The following is a 21604-nucleotide window of genomic DNA, read 5'->3' as shown; positions in this document are numbered from 1 at the left end:
CGCAACATGATTCCGAGATTCCTTGCCGCCGCGCTCATGGCCCTCGGGCTCGCCGGAACGGGGGCGGCGCAGACGCTGACCGTCGGCGCCTATCCGGCCAACCCGCCCTGGGAATACAAGACCGAAACCGGCGCCTTCGAGGGCTTCGAGGTGGACATGGTGACGGAGATCGCCGAGCGCATGGGCCGCGACCTCGCGATCAGCGACATGGGCTTTCAGGCCCTCTTCGCCGCGACCGCCTCGGGGCGCATCGACATCGCCATCTCGACCATTTCGATCACCGAGGAGCGGCTGCACAGCCAGAGCTTCACGCAGGGCTACTACGACGCCGACCTCGGGCTCGTGACGGCTTCCGACGGCGGGGTTGCCGGGCTGGCGGAGATGCAGGGCAAGATCGTCGGCACGCTGGCCGCTTCGACCGGCGAGGCCTGGATCAACGCGCATATGGACGAGGTCGGCTTTTCCGAAGTCCGCACTTATCCCGACCAGAACTCGTTGCTGCTCGATGTCGGCAACGGGCGCGTCGCGGGGGCGATCAACGATATCCTCGGCTTCGAGACGCAGGCGCGGCAGATGCAGGGCATCGAGGTGGTGGAGCGCATCCCCACGGGCGACAAATACGGCCTGATGCTGCAGAAGAACTCGCCGCTGCTCGAGGAGGTGAACGCGCAGATCACGGCGATGAAGGAGGACGGGACGATGGCGGCGATCTACGAGAAATGGCTGGGCAGCCCGCCGCCCGAGGGCAGCTCCACGGTGACGGTGCTGGAGATCCCGTGAGGGTGGGGGCCGGGGCTGCACCGTTGATCGGGGTTGCCGGTGCGTGCGGAGCACGCAGCCTACGCATCATGGCGGGAACCGGCCCCGTAGGGTGCGTGCTCCGCACGCACCGTTCCCCAACGCATCGCCGCCGCGGTCCCCTGCCGTCCCAATGACCTTCATCGAAACCTTCCTCAACCTCGAGGTCATGGCCCGCGTGCTGCCGATGCTGCTGCGCGGCTTCGTCAACACGCTGCTGCTGGCCGCTGCCGTCCTGACCATCGGCGCCGTCGCGGGCGTCGCCATCTGCCTCGCGCGGCTCTACGGCCCGAAATGGGCGCGCGTTCTCGCCATCGCCTGGATTGACCTCTTCCGCGCCATCCCGATCCTGGTGCTGCTGATCCTGATCTACTACGCGCTGCCCTTCGCCGGCATCCGCCTCAGCGGCTACTGGTCCGCGGTGATCGCGCTCTCCTGCGTGTTCTCGGCCTTCACCGCGGAGGTGTTCCGCGCCGGCATCGAGGCGATCCCCAAGGGCCAGATCGAGGCCGCGCAGGCGCTCGGCGTGCCGGGGCGGTCGATCATCGCCGAGATCATCCTGCCGCAGGCCTTCCGCATCGCCATTCCGTCCCACACATCGAACAGCGTCGCCATCGCCAAGGACACTTCGCTGGCCTCGGTCGTGGCCATGCCCGACCTGCTGAAGCAGGCGACCGACGCGCAGGCGCTGACGGCGAACCCCTCCCCGCTGATCGCGGCGGCGCTGATCTACCTCGCGGTGCTGCTGCCCGCCGTGCGCCTCGTCCACTGGCTCGAGCGGAGGATGAAGGCGCCATGACGCCCGCAGTCCACATCGCCGGGCTGCAGAAGTGGTACGGCGGCTTCCATGCGCTCAAGGACATCACCCTCACGGTGGATCCTGGCGAGACGGTGGTCATCTGCGGACCGTCCGGGTCGGGCAAGTCCACGCTGATCCGCTGCATCAACCGGCTCGAGGATTTCCAGCAGGGCCGGATCCAGATCGGCGGCGCGCCGCTACCGGGGCCGCGCGAGGGCCGCGCGCTCGCCGCCATGCGCCAGCGGGTCGGCATGGTGTTCCAGAGCTTCAACCTCTTTCCGCATTTCACCGCGACCGAGAACTGCTCCTGGGCGCTGCGCCGCGCCCGCGGCGTGCCGGAGGCGGAGGCGCGCGACACCGCGCTGCGCCTCCTCGACCGGGTCCATCTGCGCGACCATGCCGACAAGCGCCCGGCGCAGCTCTCGGGCGGGCAGCAGCAGCGCGTCGCCATCGCCCGCGCGCTCTGCATGAACCCGGAGGTGATGCTCTTCGACGAGCCGACCTCGGCCCTCGACCCCGAGATGGTCAAGGAGGTGCTGGACGTCATGGCTGAACTGGCCGAGGCCGGCATGACGATGATCTGCGTCACGCACGAAATGGGCTTCGCCCGCCGAGTGGCGGACCGGGTCGTGTTCATGGACCAGGGCCGCATCATCGAGACGAACCCGCCCGAGCGCTTCTTCTCCGCTCCGTCGAGCGCGCGGGCGCAGGCCTTCCTCGCGCAGATCCTCTGACGGACGCCGCGTCAGAAAATAGTTGCATTTGCACATAGCCGCGCTACTCTCGCCCGAACCATTCGAGGGAGGGAATGATGGCTTCGGTGAAGGTGCTGGACGATCTCGCGAAAATGCTGATCTCGGGGGGAATCGAGGTCGTGGACTGCTCGGGCGTGCTCGGCCCCGACACGCCGCTGCTGAAGCTGCCGCCGGAACTCGCCAAGGACACGCCGAAGATCGAGGTCCACAAGATCAGCGAATACGACAAGGATGGCCCGCTCTGGGCCTGGAACTGGCTGAAGGTCGGCGAGCACAGCGGCACCCATTTCGACGCGCCGCACCACTGGATCACGGGCCGGGACTATCAGGACGGCTTCACCGACACCCTGCCGGTGCAGCGGCTGGTCGCGCCGGTCAACGTCATCGACTGCTCGAAGGAGGCGGCCGAGAATCCCGATTTCCTGCTGACGGTCGACCACGTGAAGGCCTGGGAGGCCGAGCACGGCGAGATCGGGAATGGCGAGTGGGTCGTCATGCGGACCGACTGGGACCGCTTCGCCAATGACGAGGCAGCTTTCCTCAATGCCGATTCGACCGGGCCGCACACGCCAGGTCCGACTGCCGAGGTGATCGAGTATCTCGTCGGCAAGGGCATCGTCGGCTGGGGCACGCAGTGCATCGGCACTGACGCGGGCCAGGCCGGCGCGATGCATCCGCCCTTCCCGGCGCACAACCTTCTGCACAAGGCGAACCGCTTCGGCCTGGCATCGCTCGCCAACCTCGACCGGCTGCCGGCGAAGGGCGCGATCCTGATCGCGGCGCCGCTGAAGATCGAGGGCGGCACCGGCTCGCCGATCCGCGCCCTCGCCCTCGTGGCGCGGGGCTGACGGCCATGCGGGCGGTGCGTCTGGAGGAACGCGAGGCGGAGGCCGGCGCACTGGCGGCGATCGGCCTCGACGGCTTCGCGCCCTACCTGATGAACCGCCTGATGGGCCGCTACAACGCCGGGCTGCGGGCCGAGATGGCCCGCCTCGGCTGGACCACGCCCAAGATGCGGGCGCTCGCGGTGCTGTCGGTGATCGACGGCCCGCTGATCCGCGAACTCGCGGGCTACACCGTGACCGAGCAATCCACCCTCAGCCGCGCGCTCGATGCGCTCGCGGCCGAGGGGCTGATCCGCCGCGAGGCGCATGAGGAGGACAGCCGCGCGGTGCGCGTCTACCTGACCGCCGCCGGCCGGACGACATTCGAGCGGTTCTGGCCCAGCATGGCGCAGGCCGCCGAGGACCTGTTCCACGGCATCCCGCCGCGCGAGCGCGCGGCCTTCACCGCCACGCTGCAGAAGATGCTCGCCAACCTGCACGACAAACCCTGAGGAGGTCCCGATGGCCGAACGTTCCTTCAAGGCCGAGGTCGAGCACCTGCGGAAAGGTGCGGGCGACACATTCACCGGCGAGGGCATCCTCGCGCTGACCAAGGCGCTGCTGGAGAACGGCGTCGGTTATGTCGGCGGCTATCAGGGCGCCCCCATCAGCCACCTGATGGACGTCCTCGCCGATGCCGAGGAGCTGATGACCGAATACGGCGTGCGCTTCGAGGCCAACGCCTCGGAAGCCGCGGCCGCGGCCATGCTGTCGGCCTCGGTCCATTACCCGATCCGCGGCGCCGTCGCCTTCAAGGGCGCGGTCGGCGTCAACGTCGCCTCCGACGCGCTCGCGAACCTGTCGTCCTCGGGCGTGAAGGGCGGCGCGCTCATCATCGTGGGCGAAGATTATGGCGAGGGCTCCTCGATCATGCAGGAGCGCTCGCATCCCTTCGCCATGAAAAGCCAGATCTGGCTGATGGACCCGCGCCCGAACCTGCCCTCGATCGTGAAGGCGGTCGGCGACGGCTTCCAGCTCTCGGAAGCCAGTTCCACCCCGGTGATGATGATGGTCCGCATCCGCGGCTGCCACGTCACCGGCAGCTTCGAGACCCGCGACAACATCCGCCCGCCGCTGACCGTGGGCGAGGCGCTCGCCAACCCCAAGCGCGACTTCAGCCGCGTGGTGCTGCCGCCGATGTCCTTCAAGCACGAGAAGGAGAAGATCGAGGAGCGCTGGCCCGCGGCCGAGAAGTTCATCGTCGAGAACGGGCTGAACGAGCAGTTCGGGCCGAAGGACGCGCCCGTGGGGATCGTGCTTCAGGGCGGCATGTATAACGGCGTGATCCGCGCGCTGCAGCGCCTCGGCCTCGCCGACCTCTACGGCAACAGCCAGATCCCGCTCTACGTCCTCAACGTCACCTATCCGGTGGTCAAGGACGAGTTCCTCGATTTCTGCGAGGGCAAGGAGGCGGTGCTGGTCGTGGAAGAGGGCCAGCCCGAGTTCATCGAGCAGATGCTCTCGACCATGCTCTACCGCGCCCGTTCGGAGACGCGGCTGCACGGCAAGGACCTGCTGCCGATGGCCGGGGAATATACCGGGCAGGTGCTGATCGACGCGGTGCAGGGCTTCCTGCGCGAGGCCGCGCCCGACCTGCTGCCCGCGATCGGTCGCGCGCCGAACACGCCGGCGGTCGCGATCCCGGACCTCAGCAAGACCGTGCCGATCCGCCCGCCAGGCTTCTGCACCGGCTGCCCCGAACGGCCGATCTTCGCCGCCATGAAGCTGGTCGAGGAGGAGCTGGGCCAGCACCAGATCACCGCCGACATCGGCTGCCATCTCTTCGCCACGCTGCCGCCCTTCGAGATCGGCGGCTCGACCATGGGCTACGGCCTCGGCCCCGCCAGCAACGCGGCCTTCGACGCGGGCGCCAAGGCGGGACCGGGCGCGCGGCGGCCGATCTCGATCGTGGGCGACGGCGGGTTCTGGCACAACGGGCTCTCGACCTCGATCGGCAACATGGTCTTTAACAAGTCGGACGGCGTGGCGATCATCGTGGACAACTTCTACTCGGCCGCAACGGGCGGGCAGGACGTGCTGTCGAGCCGCGCCGACAACGCGACGAAGTCCACCAAGAACCCCATCACCCGCGCGCTGGCCGGGGTGGGCGTGCCGTGGATCCGGCAGATCGACCGCACCTATGACGTCAAGCGCATGCGCGACACGCTGCGCGAGGCGCTGACCACCGATGCGCCGGGGCCGCGGGTGATCGTTGCCAGCAGCGAATGCATGCTGAACAAGCAGCGCCGCGAAAAGCCGCTGCGCGCCAAGGCGATCAAGGAGGGCCGCCGGGTCGAGGCGCCGCGCTTCGGCGTCGACGAGGCCGTCTGCACCGGCGACCACGCCTGCATGCGGCTGTCGGGCTGCCCGTCGCTGGGCCTCAAGAAGCTCGACGACCCGCTGCGCGACGATCCGGTGGCGGCGATCGACCAGAGCTGCGTCGGCTGCGGCAACTGCGGCGAGGTCGCGGACGCCGCCGTCCTCTGCCCCAGCTTCTACCGCGCCGACATCGTCCACAATCCCGGCCGCTTCGAGGTCTGGCTCGACGGGGTGCGCGCGAAATGGCGCAACCGCCTCGCCCGCCGCCGCGCCGCCCGCCGGCTCACCTTCGAGGCCGCAGCATGACCCTCGCCGAACGCTTCGCCCCGCAGCCGCAGGACCCCGCGCTCGAGGGCGTCATCAAGCTGGCCGTCCTCGCGGTGGGCGGCCAGGGCGGCGGCGTGCTGACCAACTGGATCGAGGATCTCGCGCGCCGCAACGGCTATGCCGCCCAGGCGACCTCGGTCGCGGGCGTGGCGCAGCGGACCGGGGCCACGATCTACTATGTCGAGATGGCCCCGGTCGCGCCCGGTGGCCCGATCCCGGTCTTCGCGCTGTCCCCCGCGCCGGGCGACGTGGACATCCTGATCGCCGCCGAGATGATGGAGGCCGGGCGCGCGATCATGCGCGGCTTCGTCACCCCCGATCGCACCACGCTGATCGCCTCGACCCAGCGGGCGCTCGCCGTGACCGAGAAGATCGTGCCCGGCGACGGCATCGCCAATGCCGAGGAAGTCGAGGCCGCGGCCCGCATCGCCGCCCGCCGGCTGGTGATGTTCGACATGGACCGCATGGCCGTCGATCTGGGCTCGGTCATCTCCGCCTCGCTCTTCGGCGCGCTCGCGGGCTCGGGCGCGCTGCCCTTCCCGCGCGAGGCCTTCGAGGAGGCGATCCGCGCCGGTGGCAAGGGCGTCGAGGCCAGCCTGCGCGCCTTCAACGCCGCCGCCGACGCCGCGATCCGCGGCATCGAGGAGGATGAGCGGCCCGAGGGCGCCTACCCCGTCAGCCCGCAGTCTGGCTTCGACGCGGCGATCCCGACCCAGCTCGGCTCCATGCCGGGCGACGCGCCGCCGCCCCCGCCGATGCCGGTCGCGGGCCCAAAGGCCGCGATGAAGGACTGGGCCGCGCTCTCGGCTCGCGTGGACGCCCTGCCACCCGAGGTCCGCGACATGGCGCGGGCCGGGCTTCGCAAGGTGGTCGAGTTCCAGGACTGCGCCTACGGCCGCGACTATCTCGACACGCTCGGCCGGGTGCTGTCCACCGACAGCGAGGCGCAGGGCTGGCGGCTCACCGCCACGGCAGCGAAATACTTGGCCAACGCGATGGCCTATGACGACGTGATCCGCGTGGCCGAGCTGAAGACCCGGCCGCAGCGCTTCGCCCGCATCGACCGCGAGATGCGCCGCCGCGATGGCCAGTCGCTCCATCTGACCGAGTTCATGCACCCCCGCGCCGAGGAGATCGTGGGCATGTTCCCGGCTGGCATGGGCCGCCGCGCCGAGGCCAGTCCGCGCGCGATGCGGATCATCGACCGCCTCTTCAACCGCGGCCGGCGCTTCCGCTCGGACGGGATCGTGGCGCATTCGATGCTCTACGCGCTCGGCGGGATGCAGGGGTGGCGGCTGCGGACGCTGCGCCACGCGCAGGAGGCGGCGCATCGGGAACGCTGGCTCGACGCCGCGCTGCGCCATGCGACGACCGACTACGACCTCGGGGTCGAGACGCTGCGGGCGCAGCGGCTGGTGAAGGGCTACTCCGACACCCACGCCCGCGGCCACGGCAAGTTCGCCCGCGTGATGGACGGCATCACCCTTGTCGCGGGCCGCGAGGACGCTGCCGACTGGGCGCGGCGGCTGATCGAGGCGGCGCTTCGCGACGAGAAGGGCAAGGAGCTGGACGGCGCGCTCGCCACCATCCGCAGCTTCACCGGCTGAGGCGCCAGCGGCCCCGGCCTTCCGCCGGGGCCTCGGGCTACCTAGATCACAGGGAACCGCCGACCCGCGAGGCCCTGCGATGATCCATTTCGACAACAGCTACGCCCGCCTGCCCGAGCGCATGTTCGCCCGCCAGCCGCCGACCGCGGTGCCGGGACCGGAGCTTCTGGCGCTGAACCGCCCGCTCGCCGCCCGTCTCGGCCTCGACGCGGACTGGCTCGCGTCGGACGAGGGCCTTGCAGTGCTCGCGGGCAACGCCGTGCCCGAGGGCGCGGCCCCCCTTGCCCAAGCCTATGCCGGTCATCAGTTCGGCGGCTTCGTTCCGCAACTCGGCGACGGCCGCGCGCTGCTGCTGGGCGAGGTCGTGGCGCCGGACGGCGCGCGCTTCGACATCCAGCTCAAGGGCTCCGGCCGCACCCCCTTCTCGCGCGGCGGCGACGGCAAGGCCTGGCTGGGGCCGGTGCTGCGCGAATACATCGTCTCGGAGTTCATGGCCGCGATGGGCGTGCCCACGACCCGCGCGCTTGCCGCCGTGGCGACCGGCGAACCGGTGTTCCGCGAAACCCCCCTCCCCGGCGCGATCCTGACCCGCGTGGCGTCGAGCCATATCCGCGTCGGCACCTTCCAGTTCTTCGCCGTCCGTCAGGACACCGACGCGTTGCGGGCGCTGACCGAGCACGTGATCGCCCGCCACTACCCGGAGGCGGACGGGCCGCTGGGCCTCCTCGACGCGGTGGTCGCGGCGCAGGCGCGCACCGTGGCGCAGTGGATGGCCCTCGGCTTCATCCACGGGGTGATGAACACCGACAACATGGCGGTCTCGGGCGAGACCATCGACTACGGCCCCTGCGCCTTCATGGACGTGTTCCACCCCGAGACGGTGTTTTCGTCCATCGACCAGGGCGGCCGCTACGCCTGGATCAACCAGCCGCAGATCGCGGTCTGGAACCTCGCGCAGTTCGCCACCTGCCTGATCCCGCTGATGGGCGAGCGGCAGGCGGCGATCGAGGCCGCGACCGAATCCGTCCACCGCTTCCCCGAGGCCTACGAGGCCGCCTGGCTGGAACGCTTCGCCGCCAAGCTCGGCATCGCCGACCCGCGCGAGCAGGACCGCGCCCTGGCCGAGCGGCTGCTGGTCGTCATGGCGGGCGGAGAGGCCGACTTCACCCGCACCTTCGCCGGCCTCGCCGACGGCACCGCGCGCGACGAGTTCCGCGACCCGGCCCGGTTCGACGCCTGGGCCGCCGAATGGCGCCGCCGCGGGCAGCCCGATGCTGCGCTGATGGCCGCCGCCAACCCGCGCCGCATCCCCCGCAACCACCGCATCGAGGCGGTCATCGACGCCGCCCGCGAAGGGGACCGCGCGCCCTTCCACGCGCTGTTTGACGCGGTGACCCACCCGCGCGAGGATCGGGCCGAGTGGGACGACTTCGCCCGCGCTCCCGCGCCGCAGGAGCGCGTGCGCGCCACCTTCTGCGGGACGTGATGAAGCTCAGGCTGGCGACATACAACCTGCACAAGTGCCGCGGCATTACCGGGCCGCACGACCCGCTGCGCAACCTCGCCGCGATCCGGGCCGTGGACCCCGACGCGATCGCGCTGCAGGAGGTCGATTTCCGCTTCGGCGCCCGTCCCGAGGCCCTGCCCCGCGCGTTGATCGAGCGCGAGACGGGCCTCGTGCCGGTTGACCTGACCGGAACCACCCAGAGCTCGCTCGGCTGGCATGGCCAGACGATCCTGATGCGCCCCGACCTCGCCCGCGAGGTCCGCGTGCGGCGGCTGCCACTGCCGGGGCTGGAGCCGCGGGGCGCCGTCGCGGCGATGCTGCCGGAGATCACGATGGTCGCCGTCCATCTGGGGCTGACGCGCAGCGCCCGGCGGGCGCAGCTGGCGCGCCTCGCGATGCAGTCGGCGCGCCTCGGGGCGGAGCCGACGGTTCTGACCGGCGACTTCAACGAATGGGCCGACGCCAAGGGCCTCGAGGCGCTCGCGGGATTCCAGCTGATCTCGCCGGGGCCGAGCTGGCCCGCGCTGAGGCCACAGCTGCGCTATGACCGTTTCGCCCTCTCGCCGCAGCTGGAGGTGCTGGACCAGGGTGTCGAGGCGGGCGAGGATGCGCGGCGGGCCTCGGATCACCTGCCGGTCTGGGTGGACGTCGAAGTCGGCTGACCGGGCTTCCCGCCGGGCAGGCGCGCCGCTAAAGGAGGCGCGACCCCCTGTCAGCGCCCCGGAGGCCCCATGACCACGATCATCGACATCTTCGGCCGCGAGATCCTTGATTCGCGCGGCAACCCGACCGTCGAGGTCGATGTCACGCTGGAAGACGGCATCATGGGCCGCGCGGCTGTTCCCTCGGGTGCCTCGACCGGCGCGCATGAGGCGGTCGAGAAGCGCGACGGCGATCAGGGCCGCTACCTCGGCAAGGGCGTCCTCGGGGCGGTGGCGGCGGTCAACGGCGAGCTTGGCGAGGCGCTGATCGGCGAGGACGCGACCGAGCAGGTGGCGATCGACCGCATGATGATCGAGCTCGACGGGACGCCGAACAAGTCGCGCTTCGGCGCCAATGCCCTTCTCGGCGTGTCGCTGGCGGTTGCCAAGGCCGCGGCGGTGGCAACCGGTCAGCCCCTCTACCGTTACGTCGGCGGCACCTCGGCGCGGCTGCTGCCGGTGCCGATGATGAACATCATCAACGGCGGCCAGCACGCCGACAACCCGATCGACATCCAGGAATTCATGATCATGCCGGTCGGCGCCGAGAGCCTGACGGACGCGGTCCGCATGGGCGCCGAGGTGTTTCACACGCTGAAGAAGGGCCTCAAACAGGCGGGCCACAACACCGGCGTGGGCGACGAGGGCGGCTTTGCGCCGAACCTCTCGAGCGCGCGCGAGGCCCTCGACTTCATCCTGCGCGCCGTCGAGGAGGCGGGCTACCGGCCGGGCGAGGACATGGTCCTCGCGCTCGACTGCGCGGCTACGGAATACTTCAAGGAAGGCCGCTATGCGATGGAAGGCGACGGTAAAAGCCTGACGCCAGAAGAAAATGTCGAGTGGCTGGCGGGCCTCGTCGCCGACTACCCGATCTTCTCGATCGAGGACGGCGCCTCGGAGGACGACTGGGAGGGCTGGAAGCTGCTGACGGATCGCCTCGGAGACCGGGTGCAGCTCGTCGGCGACGACCTGTTCGTGACCAACCCCGCCCGCCTCGCGCAGGGGATCGAGCGCGGCTGCGGCAATGCGCTGCTGGTGAAGGTGAACCAGATCGGCACCCTGACCGAGACGCTGGACGCCGTCCGCATGGCCGACCGCGCGGGGTTCGCCAGCGTGATGAGCCACCGCTCGGGCGAGACGGAGGACGCGACCATCGCCGACCTCGCGGTGGCGACGAATTGCGGCCAGATCAAGACCGGCAGCCTCGCCCGCTCGGACCGGCTGGCGAAATACAACCAGTTGATCCGCATCGAGGAGATGCTGGGCGCGACGGCCGAATACGCCGGCGGCGGCATCCTGCGCTGAGCGGCGCGCGCTCATCCCCGCGCGCGGCGTGAGGTGAGCGCGAGCAGCCGCCCGGCCATGGCGTCGAGGCCGACAAGCTCGCCGGCTGCGCCCGAGGTCCAGGCGGCGCCGGGCATGCCCCAGACGACCGCACTTTCGCGGTCCTGCGCGAGGCAGGCGGCCCCTGCCTGCCGCAGCCGGGCCAGCCCGGCGACCCCGTCCCGGCCCATCCCCGTGAGAAGCGCCGCGACGACCGCGGGCGCGAGGGTGAGGGCGGATTCAAACGTGACATCGACCGAGGGGCAGTGACCGTTGCGGCGCGGCTGCGCCAGGAGGCGGCAGACCGGCCCTTCGGCAGAGGCGGCAATCCCGAGGTGATGGGCGCCGCCCGGCGCGATGGCCACGCGGCCGCGCCGCAGGGGCAGACCTTCGCGCGCCAGCACCACCTCGGGCGCGACACCGCCCTGAAGGCGCGCCGCGAAGCTGGCAAGGAAGCCCTCGGGCATGTGCTGGATGACCACGGTGGGCGGGCCGTCGGCGGGAAAGCCGCTCAGCACCCGCCCGACCGCCTCGATGCCGCCGGTCGAGGCGCCGATCAGCACGATGGATCCGTTCCAGTCGAAGTCCTGCGCCGGCGGCGGGGCGCGCGTGGCGCGGCCGGTCCAGTGGCAGCGGGGGGCGCCGAGATTGGCGGCGGCCGCGACCACCAGCTTGTCGGCGAGGCCTGCGAAACAGTCCTCCTCCATGTAGCTTTTCGGCTTCGCCACGCAATCGACGGCCCCGAGCGCGAGGGCCGTTACCGCCGCATGGCTGCCCGCCTGCGTCGCGGACGAAACCATGACCACCGGCATCGGCCGCTCGCGCATCAGCTGCTCGAGCAGGTCGAGGCCGGAGGTGCCCGGCATCTCCACGTCGAGGGTCAGCGCGTCCGGCCGCAGCGAGGCGATCCTCTCAAGCGCTTCCGCAGCGCCGCCCGCGCCGCCCACGACCTCGATCCGCGGGTCGCGGGCGAGCGAGAGTGCGATCAGGCGGCGCATCGTGGGCGAATCGTCGATCAGCAGCACCCGGACGGGACGCGCGCCGGGCCTTGCCTTCGCGAAGGGTTGTCGATGGCTCATGCGCCATGCCGTCCGCCGCCTGTCGCGGAGACTGGCACGGGAAGGCTAAGATTCGGCTAACGCGGAAGCGAAATCCGCCAGTCTCGCGTTACGGCAAAGCGCAGCAGGGCGGCGCGGCGGGCGAACTCGCTGGGTGGCGGGCTGCCGGTGAGGCGACGGCCGACCAGCGGCCCGGCATAGAGGAGCGGGGCGGCCGATCGCGGCACGAGGCGGGCCTGCGCCGCCGCCGCCGCCGCGCCCGCACGCCCCATGGCCGCAACCTCCGGCGCGAGAACGGGCGGCAGCTGCGCCAGCACCGCGGCCGCCCCGAGCGCGCGGCCCTGCGCCCGAACCGGCGCCTCGACCTCCGCCCCAAGCCTGGTCGCGCCGAACCAGGCGAGCGCCGCGGCGGTCGCATCCACCGCCGCCATGACCGCCTCCGCCGATCCAGGCCGCGCCGGATCGCAGCGCAGCCGCCATCCTTCGACGAGCGTCGAAAGCCGCTCCCCCTCGCCCGGCCAGTGCTCCGCCAGAACCCCCAGCAGCGGGTGCTGCGCCGCGCCCTGCGGCAGCCGCCCGACCGCCTCGACCCACCATTGCAGCCGGATCTCGTTCAGCATCGGCTCGGCCGAAGCTCGCGCCGCGCGGTCCAGCTCATGCCCGAGCGCCAGCAGCGCCAGCATCCGCAGCCGCGGCCGGACCGGCAGCAGCGTCAGCGCCGCGGCGCGGTCGGGCTCGGCGGCGGCGAAGCCGGCGGCCCAGTCGGTCATGCTGGCGCGAGGCCGTCGCGGATCAACTTCCAGCGGATCGCATCGACCAGCGCCTCGAAGCTCGCATCGACGATGTTGGGCGAGACGCCGACGGTGGACCAGCGGTGCCCCTGCCCGTCCACGCTGTCGATCGTCACCCGCGTCGTCGCATCCACCCCCGAGCCGGTGATCCGCACCCGGAAATCGGCGAGGCTCATGTCGTCGATCGCGCTCTGATACGGCCCGAGGTCCTTGCCGAGCGCGCGCCACAGCGCGTTGACCGGCCCGCGGTCCGAGCCGGTCTCGTCCTGGCTCTCGCTCACCGACAGCACCCGCTGCTGACCGAGTTCCACCACCACGACCGCCTCGGAGACCGAGATCCGGCGGCCGAGCGCATTCCGCCGCCGCTCGACCGTGACGCGGTATCGCTCGACCTCGAAGAAGCGTGGCATCCGGCCCAGTTCGGCCCGCGCCAGAAGCTCGAAACTGGCCTGCGCGCCGTCATAGGCATAGCCCTGATCCTCGCGGACCTTCACCTGCTCGAGGATGCGCCCGAGGGCCGGGTCGCCCGGCTCGACCTCGATCCCCGCCTCGGCCAGCCGCGCGCGCAGGTTCGACTGCCCGGCCTGGTTCGACATCGGGATCACGCGGGTATTGCCGACGCTCTCCGGGTCCACATGCTCGTAGGTCTGCGGGTTCTTGAGGATCGCCGAGGCGTGCAGGCCGGCCTTGTGGGTGAAGGCCGAGGTGCCGACATAGGGCGCCTCGCGCAGCGGCGCGCGGTTCAGGATTTCGTCGAGGCGGTGGCTGATCTGGGTCAGCCCCGACAGCGCCTCGGGGGTGACGCCGGTCTCGAAGCGCTCCGCGAGGGCGGGCTTCAGCGCCAGGTTGGCCATCAGCGTCGTCAGCGAGGCGTTGCCGCAACGCTCGCCGAGGCCGCCGAGCGTGCCCTGGATCTGGTGCGCGCCCGCCTCCACCGCCGCGAGGCTGCCTGCGACGGCGGTGCCGGTGTCGTCGTGGCAGTGGATGCCCAGCCGCTCGGCCGGGATGCCGGCGGCGATCACCTCGGCGGTGACGCGGCCGATCTCGTCCGGCAGGGTGCCGCCATTGGTGTCGCAGAGGACGATCCATCGCGCGCCTGCGTCACGCGCGGCGATCAGGCACGCGAGCGCATGGTCGCGGTTCGCGCGCCAGCCGTCGAAGAAATGCTCGGCGTCGAACAGCGCCTCGCGGCCCTCGGCCACGACATGCGCGATCGAGGCGGCGATGTTGTCGATGTTTTCGTCCAGCGTGATTCCGAGCGCCTCGCGCACATGATAGTCATGCGTCTTGCCGACGAGGCAGACCGCCTGCGTGCCCGCGTTCAGCACCGCCGCCAGCACCTCGTCATTCCCGGCCGAGCGCCCGGCGCGCTTGGTCATGCCGAAGGCGGTCATGGTGGCGCGGGTCTTCGGGGCGGCGGCGAAAAAGTCGCTGTCGGTCGGGTTCGCGCCGGGCCAGCCGCCCTCAATGTAGTCGAGGCCGAGGCCGTCCAGCATCAGCGCGATCTCGGTCTTCTCGGCGGCGGAGAACTGGACGCCCTGGGTCTGCTGGCCGTCGCGGAGGGTGGTGTCGTAGAGGGTGAGGCGGGTTTTCATTGGTCGGCCTGCACCTGATCCAGAACGTTCACATCGAACTCCGGCGTCTTCTCAAACTCCGGCTCGCCATCCGCCACGTCTCGCACGATGACACCCGCCTTCTTCAGGCCGTCGCGGAGTCTGTCAGCCGTCGCGTAGTCCTGACGCTCCCGCGCACGGCTGCGCTGCCAGAGGATATCGCGGACAACGCCAGTTTCGGCGTCAGAGAACCCCGGAACTCGCGCCCATCCGGGAATGGCATCGCCCATCAGTCCGAGAAAGGTTAGGCTGCCGCGCAGCGCCGGAAAGTCACCGCCATTCGAAAGTGCATGACATTGGGCCAGCGCCTCATGGGTGTTTAAGTCATCGACGAGGGCATCCACGACGGGCTGATATGGTTGGGTGGACGTGCTCAGTCCGCTCTGACGATACCATTTTGTCAAAGTATGCTTCGCTTCTCGCACCTTCTCCGCCGTCCAATCCATCGGGTTGCGGTAATGCGTCATCAGGAACACATACCGGATCACCTCCCCCGGTATCCCCTGATCCAGCAAATCCCGCACCGTGAAGAAGTTGCCCAATGACTTGGACATCTTCTTCCCCTCGACCTGCAGCATCTCGTTATGCAGCCAGACCCGCGCGAACTTTCCGTCCGGGTTGGCGCAGCAGCTTTGTGCAATCTCGTTTTCATGGTGGGGAAACATCAGGTCAATCCCGCCCCCATGAATATCGAATGACTTGTCGTGCTCCGGGTCCTTCATCAGCAAAGCATCGGACATGGCGCTGCACTCAATATGCCAGCCTGGCCGGCCGCGGCCCCAAGGGCTGTCCCAGCCCGGTTCCTCGTCGCTCGACGGCTTCCACAGCACGAAATCCATCGGGTCGCGCTTGAACGGCGCCACCTCGACGCGGGCGCCGGCAATCATGTCGTCCACGCTGCGGCCCGAGAGCTGGCCGTAGGCCGGGTAGCTGCGGACGTCGAAGAGGACGTGCCCCTCGGCCTCGTAGGCGTGGCCCTTCCCAATCAGGTCGGCGATCATCGCCTGCATCTGCGGGATGTAGTCCGTCGCCCGCGGCTCGTGGTCGGGGCGGGCGGCGCCGAGGGCGTCCATGTCGTCGTGATACCAGCGGATCGTCTCCGCGGTGCGTTCGCGGATCAGTTCCTTCAGCGTGCCCTCCGCGCCGGCCTCGCGGCGGCGGCGGGCCTCGGCGTTGATCTTGTCGTCAACATCGGTGAAGTTCCGCACGTAAGTCACTGAATTCTCGCCATAGACATGCCGCAGCAGCCGTTGCAGCACGTCGAAGACGATGACCGGCCGGGCATTGCCCAGATGCGCGCGGTCATAGACCGTGGGGCCGCAGAGATAGAGGCGGACGTTGGCGGGATCGAGAGGCTCGAACACCTCCTTCTTCCGCGTCCTGCTGTTCGTCAGCCGGATGGTGACAGGCTCGGCCATGACTTCCCCCTCGCGCGGGGTTCATCGGTCATGCGTGAACGGCCCGCGGCTGATCCTCAGGCGATAATGCAGCAGATGCTGGCGACGGTCGCGTTCATGCGCCCCGCTTGGCGGAAGCGCTTGCCGCTGTCAAGCGCCGGGCGCACAGTGCGGGATGACGCGCGAGACGGTGAACGCGATCTGCGGGGCGCTGCCGGGGGCCGAGTGGTCGGACCCCTGGGGCGGCGGGCATGATGCGTGGAAGGTGGGTGGCAAGCTCTTCGCGGTGATCGGTGCGGTGGATGCACGGCTGTCGGTCAAGACCGAGAGCGTCGAAGTGGCCGAGATGCTGATCGAGGCCGGGATTGGCCAGCCGGTGACGTATTTTCACCGAAGCTGGATCGCGCTGCCACTCGACACGCCCGTTGAGGAACTGCGGCACCGGATCGGGGAATCCTATCGGGTGATCCGGGCGAGCCTGCCGAAGAAGGTGCAGGCCGCACTCATGCCGGCCGTTCTGCCATCTTCGTCGTGACCGGGCCGCTGCGGCCGGTGAATGCCGCCGCGGCGTGAAGTCCGGCCATGCCGCGACGTCGCGGCCGCGGCGGAAGGGCAGACCAAGCTGCGGCGCTCTCCTGTCTGGATGATCCTTGGAAGTCACAAATTGGCCCGCTGCCGTTTCGTGGACAGCAGGTCGAGCCCGCATGGCTGGCGCTTGTAACTCCATCGGGCTGAGATAGCCAGCTTTGAATGGCGGCGACGCGGGCTGTAGAAGCGCTCGATGTATTCGAACCCGTCGGAGCGGGCCCTGTTACGGGTCCGGTAGATCTTGCGGGCTGTCCGCTGGGTTCCCGGGAAGGAGAAGAAGCCCTACATCGCCGAATTGTCTCAGACATTGCCGGCCCGGCTCATCGAGCAGGTGATGCCGTTATAAGGGAGAAGCCTTTGAGACTGTGCTCTGCTTCCTGAGAACTGGACCGTTTGAAACTGGAGTTTTCGGCTACGCTTTCCCGGCTGGGGGAGGAGCTGAGAACGATGAAGGCATCGAGGTTCACGGAGGCGCAGAAGGCGTTTATCCTGAAGCAGGGCGAGGCAGGCACGCCGGTCGCCGAGATCTGCCGCAAGGCGGGGATCGGGCAGTCGACCTACTTCGCCTGGAAGAAGAAGTATGGCGGCCTGCTGCCGGACGAGATGCGGCGGCTGAAGCAGCTTGAGGACGAGAACGCCCGGCTGAAGCGGATCGTGGCGGACCTGACGCCGGCCCGAGAAATGCTCCAGGATGTCGTCCGCCGAAAGCTTTGAAGCCGGAGCGGACGCGCGAGCTGGTTCGCGGGATATGCGCAGATTGGGCAGTCTCGATCCGCAGGGCGTGGGGAGCGACGTGGGTGGACTTTGCGGTGGAGATTTCGCTGCCGGTTTCGCCGTGCGTCGAGCGGTCGCCGGGCCTGTCGGGTAAGGTGGAGTTGATCGACTTCAACCTGACCGAAGGGAAACCCCGATGACCGACGACAGACTACCGCTGGCCGAGCTTGCCGCGAAGAGCGGCGATCCCGATTTCCTGCGCCTCATTGCCGAGAACGTGCTGCGGCTGATCATGGACGCCGACGTCGACGGCCTGATCGGCGCTGGCCGCTACGAGCGCGGCGAGGCCCGCCAGACCTGGCGCAACGGCTACCGCGAGCGCTCGCTCGACACCCGACTTGGCATGACCTGCCCCCCGTAAGCTCCCTCGCCGTGATGTAGAGTCTGCCCGACCTGAAGGAGCAGACGAGATGAGGAAAAGCCGCTTCACCGATGCGCAGATCATCGGGATGATCAAGGAACAGGAAGCCGGGATGGCGACGGCGGAGGTGTGCCGCAGGCACGGGCTCAGCCCGGCGACGTTCTACAAGCTGAAGGCACGGTATGGCGGGATGGACGTGTCCGACACAAGACGCCTGAAGCAGCTCGAGGACGAGAATGCCAGGCTGAAGCGCCTGCTCGCGGAGGCCATGCTCGACAACGTCGTGCTGAAGGACCTCCTGGGAAAGAGCTGACGACGCCAATGGCGCGGCGGGATGCGGCGCTCCGGGCGATGCGGGATCATGACGTCTCGCAGCGCCGGGCCTGTGCCCTGGTTGGTGTCGATCCGAAGACGGTGCGGCGCGAGCGGCCGCCTGACAACCCGGACATCCGCAAGGCGATGGGCGAGATCGCCGAGAAGCGCCGCAGGTTCAGCTATCGCCGGATCGGCATCCTGCTCGAGCGCCAGGGCATGACCATGAACCACAAGAAGCTCTATCGCCTGTATCGCGAGGAAGGCCTGTCGGTCCGGCGCCGGCGTGGCCGCAAGCGCGCCCGCGGCACCCGATCGCCAATCCCAGAGGCCCTGCGCCCCAACCAGCGCTGGTCGATGGACTTCGTGTCGGACACGTTCGGGGCATCGCGCCGGTTCCGCATCCTGGCCGTGAACGACGATTGCTGCCGCGAGAACCTCGCCCTGATCGCCGATACCAGCATCTCCGGCGCCCGGGTCGCGCGGGAACTGGACGCGCTGCTGCGGCTCTACGGCAAGCCCCAGACCATCGTCAGCGACAACGGAACCGAGTTCACCAGCAAGGCCATTTCTCAGATGGGCCAAGGACAACGACGTCGCCTGGCATTACATCGATCCCGGCAAGCCCCAGCAGAATGGCTTCATCGAAAGCTTCAACGGCAGCCTGCGCGACGAGTGCCTCAATGAGGAGATCTTCGACAGCCTGGCCGATGCGCGCCGCAAGCTGGCGCTGTGGCGCTACGACTACAACCATGTCAGGCCGCATTCCTCGCTCGGCGGAATGGCCCCGTCACAAGAGCGCCGGGCACTTGAGCAATCCGTGAGCTCCGCGCCCGGCGCGCTTGCCCAACCCGAAACCCACCAATACCAAGTCCAAGGACTCTCGTCATGATCGAGGGACGCCGGGGAGGGCAGGTCAGCAGGTGAGGCACGATGAACCTGAAGAGCCCGAAGATGCGCTCCGGGGTCTACTTTCCCGGCTTCCTGGAGCCGCGGAAGACGGTGGAGAAGGCGCTGTCGCCGTCATCCAGGAAGCCTGTCAACGGCGTCTCGACCCGCAAGGTCGATGAACTGGTGCAGGCCATGGGCATGACCGGCATCTCGAAATCGTCGGTGTCCAAGCTGTGCAAGGACATCGATGAACGGGTGAACGCCTTCCTCAAGCGCCCGCTCGCCGGCGACTGGCCCTGTCTGTGGCTCGACGCCACCTACCTGAAGGTGCGCGAGGGCGGGCGCATCGTCTCGGTGGCGGCCATAATCGCAGTGGCCGTCAACACGGACGGAAAGCGCGAGATCGTCGGCCTGCACATCGGCCCTTCCGAGGCCGAGCCGTTCTGGACGAGTTTCCTGCGCGATCTGGTGCGTCGTGGGCTGACCGGGGTGAAGCTTGTCATCTCCCGATGCGCACGAAGGAATGAAGGCCGCCATCACGCGCGTGCTCGGCGCGAAGGCAAGCAAGACTTGTGGTCACCCCAGTCCTTGAAGCGGAAGCCATGCAGGCGACCGTTGCGCGCCTCGAAGAAGGCGACCACCGCCGCCAGATCGTCGGCGCGGCGGATGCCATAGGCGACGTCATAACGGCGGCGCGAATTCGCCCAGCTGGCGTTGCGCTCCTCGTCGCCCGAGGCGAGTTCGACGATCTGGGTGCGTCGTTCCGGCCTGCCCCGCGCGCCATGGCTGATGTTGTCTGGGAACCGGACCTCGTGAAACGCCATCACATGCCCCTCCGCCCGAGCGAGACAGCACGGGCGATATGGGCCGCGACCTGCGTGCGGGACTGCCGGAAGCTCTCGTCGTCGCCGGTCAGGACTGACCTTCATGGACACGATGATTGAACTGCCGGCCATGCGCCGGTCGGCGGAGCCTGCGCCGGACACAGCCGATGCCGACACCCGTACCGTCGAGGCCTGCACTACACCACGGCCGACACGAGTTGCCGTACATCGCCGGGATCCGGGTGAAGGCGTCGAGATCGTCGTTGATCAACCGTTGCTTCGTCGGCGCCTTGCAGTCAGCCGAGAACGCCGGTCAACGCGCTCTATTACGTGCACGAAACCGCGTCCCATGAGGCGATGGACGAACTGCTCGACCGTGCCGCAGCTGCCGGAATCGAGATCGACAAGGATCCGAGGTAGCCGATGTCTCGGTCCAGATCTCGCTTGCGCAGCCCATGCTGCTGCAGCGCCAGCATGCCGAAACGGTGGCGTTTCAGCGTTCCAACTTCATGTATTTCGCCGGTTCCCGCCCGAAGAAAAAGGCTGCAGAGCTCCCGTCCGTGACGGACGCCATTGCGAAAACCATGCAGGACCGGATGGACAACTGGTTCGAGGTGAAGCGACGCGGCCGAAACAGCCGGATATTCGCGTTTCCGCGAGGCGAGAAGATCTGGCTACTCGTACGGCACGGCATGCCGATGCGCCGGGAAGGCGAGCACCAGGACGACGGTGAAAGCGGGATCGCGTTCTATCGGCCACAACAACATGACGTGCTGATCTATGACAGCGTGACCGACGAGATCGGCGTGAACGCTGGGACCAAGGGCGAGCGGGAACTTTACCTCAAGGTCTTTGGCGAGGCGTCGTTCGGCAGCGAGGATTACTTCGACCGTTTCGAGCGTTACACGCTGGATCCGCTGCGCGAACTCGGTCCGGATTCGATGTCCCATGGCGATATCGAGGGTATTGCCGGCGTACGTTTCGTGGAGTTTCGCCGTCGCTGGCCGGGGAAGATCTCCGAAATGGAGACCCGCAAATGCGAGGATCTGTTCAAGTCGTTTGACGAGAATTGGGAGAAACGTCTTTCTGGCGGCTCGTTCACGCACGCGACTTTCAAGTTTGCGTTCAAGGACAGCAAGAAGGAGCGGTCCGTGACGATCGGGCCGGCGAACATCGCAAGGTATGAACGGGACTCGGACGAAGAAGTCATCGAGGCCTGGCTCAAGGCGGGCGAACGCCGACGCCCTCCAGCAAGGCAATCTGGGCCAGTCTCCGCAAAAATTCGTTGGCTGACCTCAAGAATTTCTTCGAAAGAGTTCGCCTCTCAAGCGGCTGGAATCCATCCGGGTTTCAGCGGTTTCTCTTTGTGCTGAGCCCGCCAAGGCCGCCGCTCCAACGAATTTTCGCCGGTCCCGGTCACTCGGGCCGCGTGCCCGTCCCGCCTGGACGAAGGCGAAACTTCATAGAGCGTTTCCACCCCATTTGCGACGCGCGCTCGCGCGTCTCCCGCAACATCACCATCCGGGCCGAACGGCTGGCGCGGTCGGGCTCGGTCCCCGGCATGGACGCCGAGGACATCAAGCAGGACCTGCGTCTGCACCTCTATCGCCGGGACGACAGTGGCCGAGCGCGAGGGGATTGCGCCGTCTTACATGACCCGCGTCCTGCGGCTGACGCTTCTCGCCCCCGACATCGTCGAGGCGATTCTGGACGGTAGGAAAGGACCGAACGTGACGCTAGCACGGATGTTGGAACCGTTTCCGTTGGACTGGTGGGAGCAGCGAGCGGCCCGCGCCTAGGAGTCGTACTCAATAGGGGAATTCCAGTTTTTGGTGTGAGGTGATTCATTTCTGCATGTTGGCGGGAGGGTTTCATGGCGCGATACGATCTGAGCGACGCGGAGTGGATGCTTGTCGAGCCGTTGCTGCCGAAACCGGGCCAGGGCAAGCCTCGGGTCGACGACCGGCGGGTTGTG

General features: G+C 68.7%; 16 protein-coding genes and 8 pseudogenes. 17 read left to right on the top strand and 7 right to left on the bottom strand.

Annotated elements, in window-relative coordinates:
* Nucleotides 1-6 precede the first annotated feature (6 nt).
* The 10 genes from GI374_RS15755 to eno all read left to right on the top strand — a co-directional run bounded on the left by GI374_RS15755 (nt 7) and on the right by eno (nt 11002).
* The gene (locus GI374_RS15755; RefSeq protein WP_154338006.1) at nt 7-780 is read left to right on the top strand and encodes an ABC transporter substrate-binding protein; all 774 of its coding nucleotides are present in this window, start codon (nt 7-9) and stop codon (nt 778-780) included.
* 151 nt (nt 781-931) lie between these two features.
* On the top strand, nt 932-1597 hold the full coding sequence (locus GI374_RS15750) for an amino acid ABC transporter permease (protein WP_154338005.1): 666 nt from the start codon (nt 932-934) through the stop codon (nt 1595-1597).
* Nucleotides 1594-2331, top strand: coding sequence for an amino acid ABC transporter ATP-binding protein (locus GI374_RS15745; protein ID WP_154338004.1), 738 nt, complete (start codon nt 1594-1596; stop codon nt 2329-2331). Before GI374_RS15750 ends, GI374_RS15745 begins: the two co-directional genes overlap by 4 nt.
* A gap of 74 nt (nt 2332-2405) precedes the next feature.
* Nucleotides 2406-3200: a cyclase family protein gene (locus GI374_RS15740; RefSeq protein WP_370515404.1), complete on the top strand. Its 795-nt coding sequence runs from the start codon at nt 2406-2408 to the stop codon at nt 3198-3200.
* Nucleotides 3201-3205: 5 nt separating this feature from the next.
* Nucleotides 3206-3688, top strand: coding sequence for a MarR family winged helix-turn-helix transcriptional regulator (locus GI374_RS15735; protein WP_154338002.1), 483 nt, complete (start codon nt 3206-3208; stop codon nt 3686-3688).
* Nucleotides 3689-3698: 10 nt separating this feature from the next.
* On the top strand, nt 3699-5861 hold the full coding sequence (locus GI374_RS15730; RefSeq protein ID WP_154338001.1) for an indolepyruvate ferredoxin oxidoreductase subunit alpha: 2163 nt from the start codon (nt 3699-3701) through the stop codon (nt 5859-5861).
* Nucleotides 5858-7489 carry an indolepyruvate oxidoreductase subunit beta family protein gene (locus tag GI374_RS15725; protein ID WP_154338000.1) on the top strand — a complete coding sequence of 544 codons (1632 nt, stop codon included), beginning with the start codon at nt 5858-5860 and terminating at the stop codon, nt 7487-7489. The genes GI374_RS15730 and GI374_RS15725 overlap by 4 nt, the downstream gene beginning before the upstream one ends.
* Before the next feature lie 79 nt (nt 7490-7568).
* A complete protein-coding gene (locus tag GI374_RS15720; protein ID WP_154337999.1) occupies nt 7569-8975 on the top strand; it encodes a YdiU family protein in 1407 nt (468 codons plus the stop codon).
* Nucleotides 8975-9658, top strand: coding sequence for an endonuclease/exonuclease/phosphatase family protein (locus tag GI374_RS15715; RefSeq protein WP_154337998.1), 684 nt, complete (start codon nt 8975-8977; stop codon nt 9656-9658). The genes GI374_RS15720 and GI374_RS15715 overlap by 1 nt, the downstream gene beginning before the upstream one ends.
* A 69-nt stretch (nt 9659-9727) precedes the next feature.
* Nucleotides 9728-11002 (top strand): phosphopyruvate hydratase, encoded by a 1275-nt coding sequence (eno, locus tag GI374_RS15710; protein ID WP_154337997.1) that lies wholly within the window; start codon nt 9728-9730, stop codon nt 11000-11002.
* Nucleotides 11003-11013: 11 nt separating this feature from the next.
* On the opposite strand, the gene cheB is transcribed toward eno, so the two are convergent.
* Genes cheB through cysS form a run of 4 tightly spaced genes read right to left on the bottom strand, consistent with a single transcriptional unit; the run spans nt 11014 to nt 15900 of the window.
* On the bottom strand, nt 11014-12099 hold the full coding sequence (gene cheB, locus GI374_RS15705) for a chemotaxis-specific protein-glutamate methyltransferase CheB (RefSeq protein ID WP_154337996.1): 1086 nt from the start codon (nt 12097-12099) through the stop codon (nt 11014-11016).
* 56 nt (nt 12100-12155) lie between these two features.
* Entirely contained in the window at nt 12156-12848 is a 693-nt protein-coding gene (locus GI374_RS15700; protein ID WP_154337995.1) for a squalene/phytoene synthase family protein, read from the bottom strand.
* Nucleotides 12845-14464: a citramalate synthase gene (gene cimA / locus GI374_RS15695; protein ID WP_154337994.1), complete on the bottom strand. Its 1620-nt coding sequence runs from the start codon at nt 14462-14464 to the stop codon at nt 12845-12847. Before cimA ends, GI374_RS15700 begins: the two co-directional genes overlap by 4 nt.
* Complete coding sequence (gene cysS / locus GI374_RS15690; protein WP_154337993.1) at nt 14461-15900, bottom strand: cysteine--tRNA ligase; 1440 nt, start codon at nt 15898-15900, stop codon at nt 14461-14463. The genes cimA and cysS overlap by 4 nt, the downstream gene beginning before the upstream one ends.
* Nucleotides 15901-16054: 154 nt before the next feature.
* Here cysS and GI374_RS15685 point away from each other — a divergent pair, with 154 nt between their 5' ends.
* Nucleotides 16055-16414, top strand: coding sequence for an MmcQ/YjbR family DNA-binding protein (locus GI374_RS15685; RefSeq protein WP_154337992.1), 360 nt, complete (start codon nt 16055-16057; stop codon nt 16412-16414).
* 180 nt (nt 16415-16594) lie between these two features.
* Here GI374_RS15685 and GI374_RS19400 read toward each other — a convergent pair.
* Nucleotides 16595-16833, bottom strand: a pseudogene (locus GI374_RS19400) (IS3 family transposase); the annotation flags it as partial.
* Nucleotides 16834-16914: 81 nt separating this feature from the next.
* Between GI374_RS19400 and GI374_RS15680 the strand changes: the two are divergent.
* The 4 pseudogenes from GI374_RS15680 to GI374_RS15665 form a co-directional block, all read left to right on the top strand.
* Nucleotides 16915-17258: pseudogene (locus tag GI374_RS15680) on the top strand (transposase); the annotation flags it as partial.
* 119 nt (nt 17259-17377) lie between these two features.
* Nucleotides 17378-17584: pseudogene (locus GI374_RS15675) on the top strand (transposase); the annotation flags it as partial.
* A gap of 67 nt (nt 17585-17651) precedes the next feature.
* Nucleotides 17652-18806: pseudogene (locus GI374_RS15670) on the top strand (IS3 family transposase).
* Nucleotides 18807-18841: 35 nt separating this feature from the next.
* Nucleotides 18842-19361 (top strand): annotated as a pseudogene (locus tag GI374_RS15665) (transposase); the annotation flags it as partial.
* On the opposite strand, the pseudogene GI374_RS15660 reads toward GI374_RS15665, so the two are convergent.
* Nucleotides 19357-19629, bottom strand: a pseudogene (locus GI374_RS15660) (DUF2460 domain-containing protein); the annotation flags it as partial. The pseudogenes GI374_RS15665 and GI374_RS15660 overlap by 5 nt on opposite strands.
* Nucleotides 19629-19712: pseudogene (locus tag GI374_RS19885) on the bottom strand (phage tail tape measure protein); the annotation flags it as partial. The pseudogenes GI374_RS15660 and GI374_RS19885, both read right to left, overlap by 1 nt.
* 372 nt (nt 19713-20084) lie before the next feature.
* Between GI374_RS19885 and GI374_RS15655 the strand changes: the two are divergent.
* Together GI374_RS15655 and GI374_RS19395 are read left to right on the top strand one after the other, a co-directional pair.
* A complete protein-coding gene (locus tag GI374_RS15655) occupies nt 20085-21002 on the top strand; it encodes a hypothetical protein (RefSeq protein ID WP_154337991.1) in 918 nt (305 codons plus the stop codon).
* 246 nt (nt 21003-21248) lie between these two features.
* Nucleotides 21249-21428: pseudogene (locus GI374_RS19395) on the top strand (hypothetical protein); the annotation flags it as partial.
* Between the last annotated feature and the right edge of the window lie 176 nt (nt 21429-21604).

The sequence above is a fragment of the Paracoccus sp. S-4012 genome, assembly GCF_009674885.1.
Taxonomy (GTDB): domain Bacteria; phylum Pseudomonadota; class Alphaproteobacteria; order Rhodobacterales; family Rhodobacteraceae; genus Paracoccus.
Note: the sequence above shows the minus strand (reverse complement) of the source record. Positions and strands in the feature narration are given on the sequence as shown.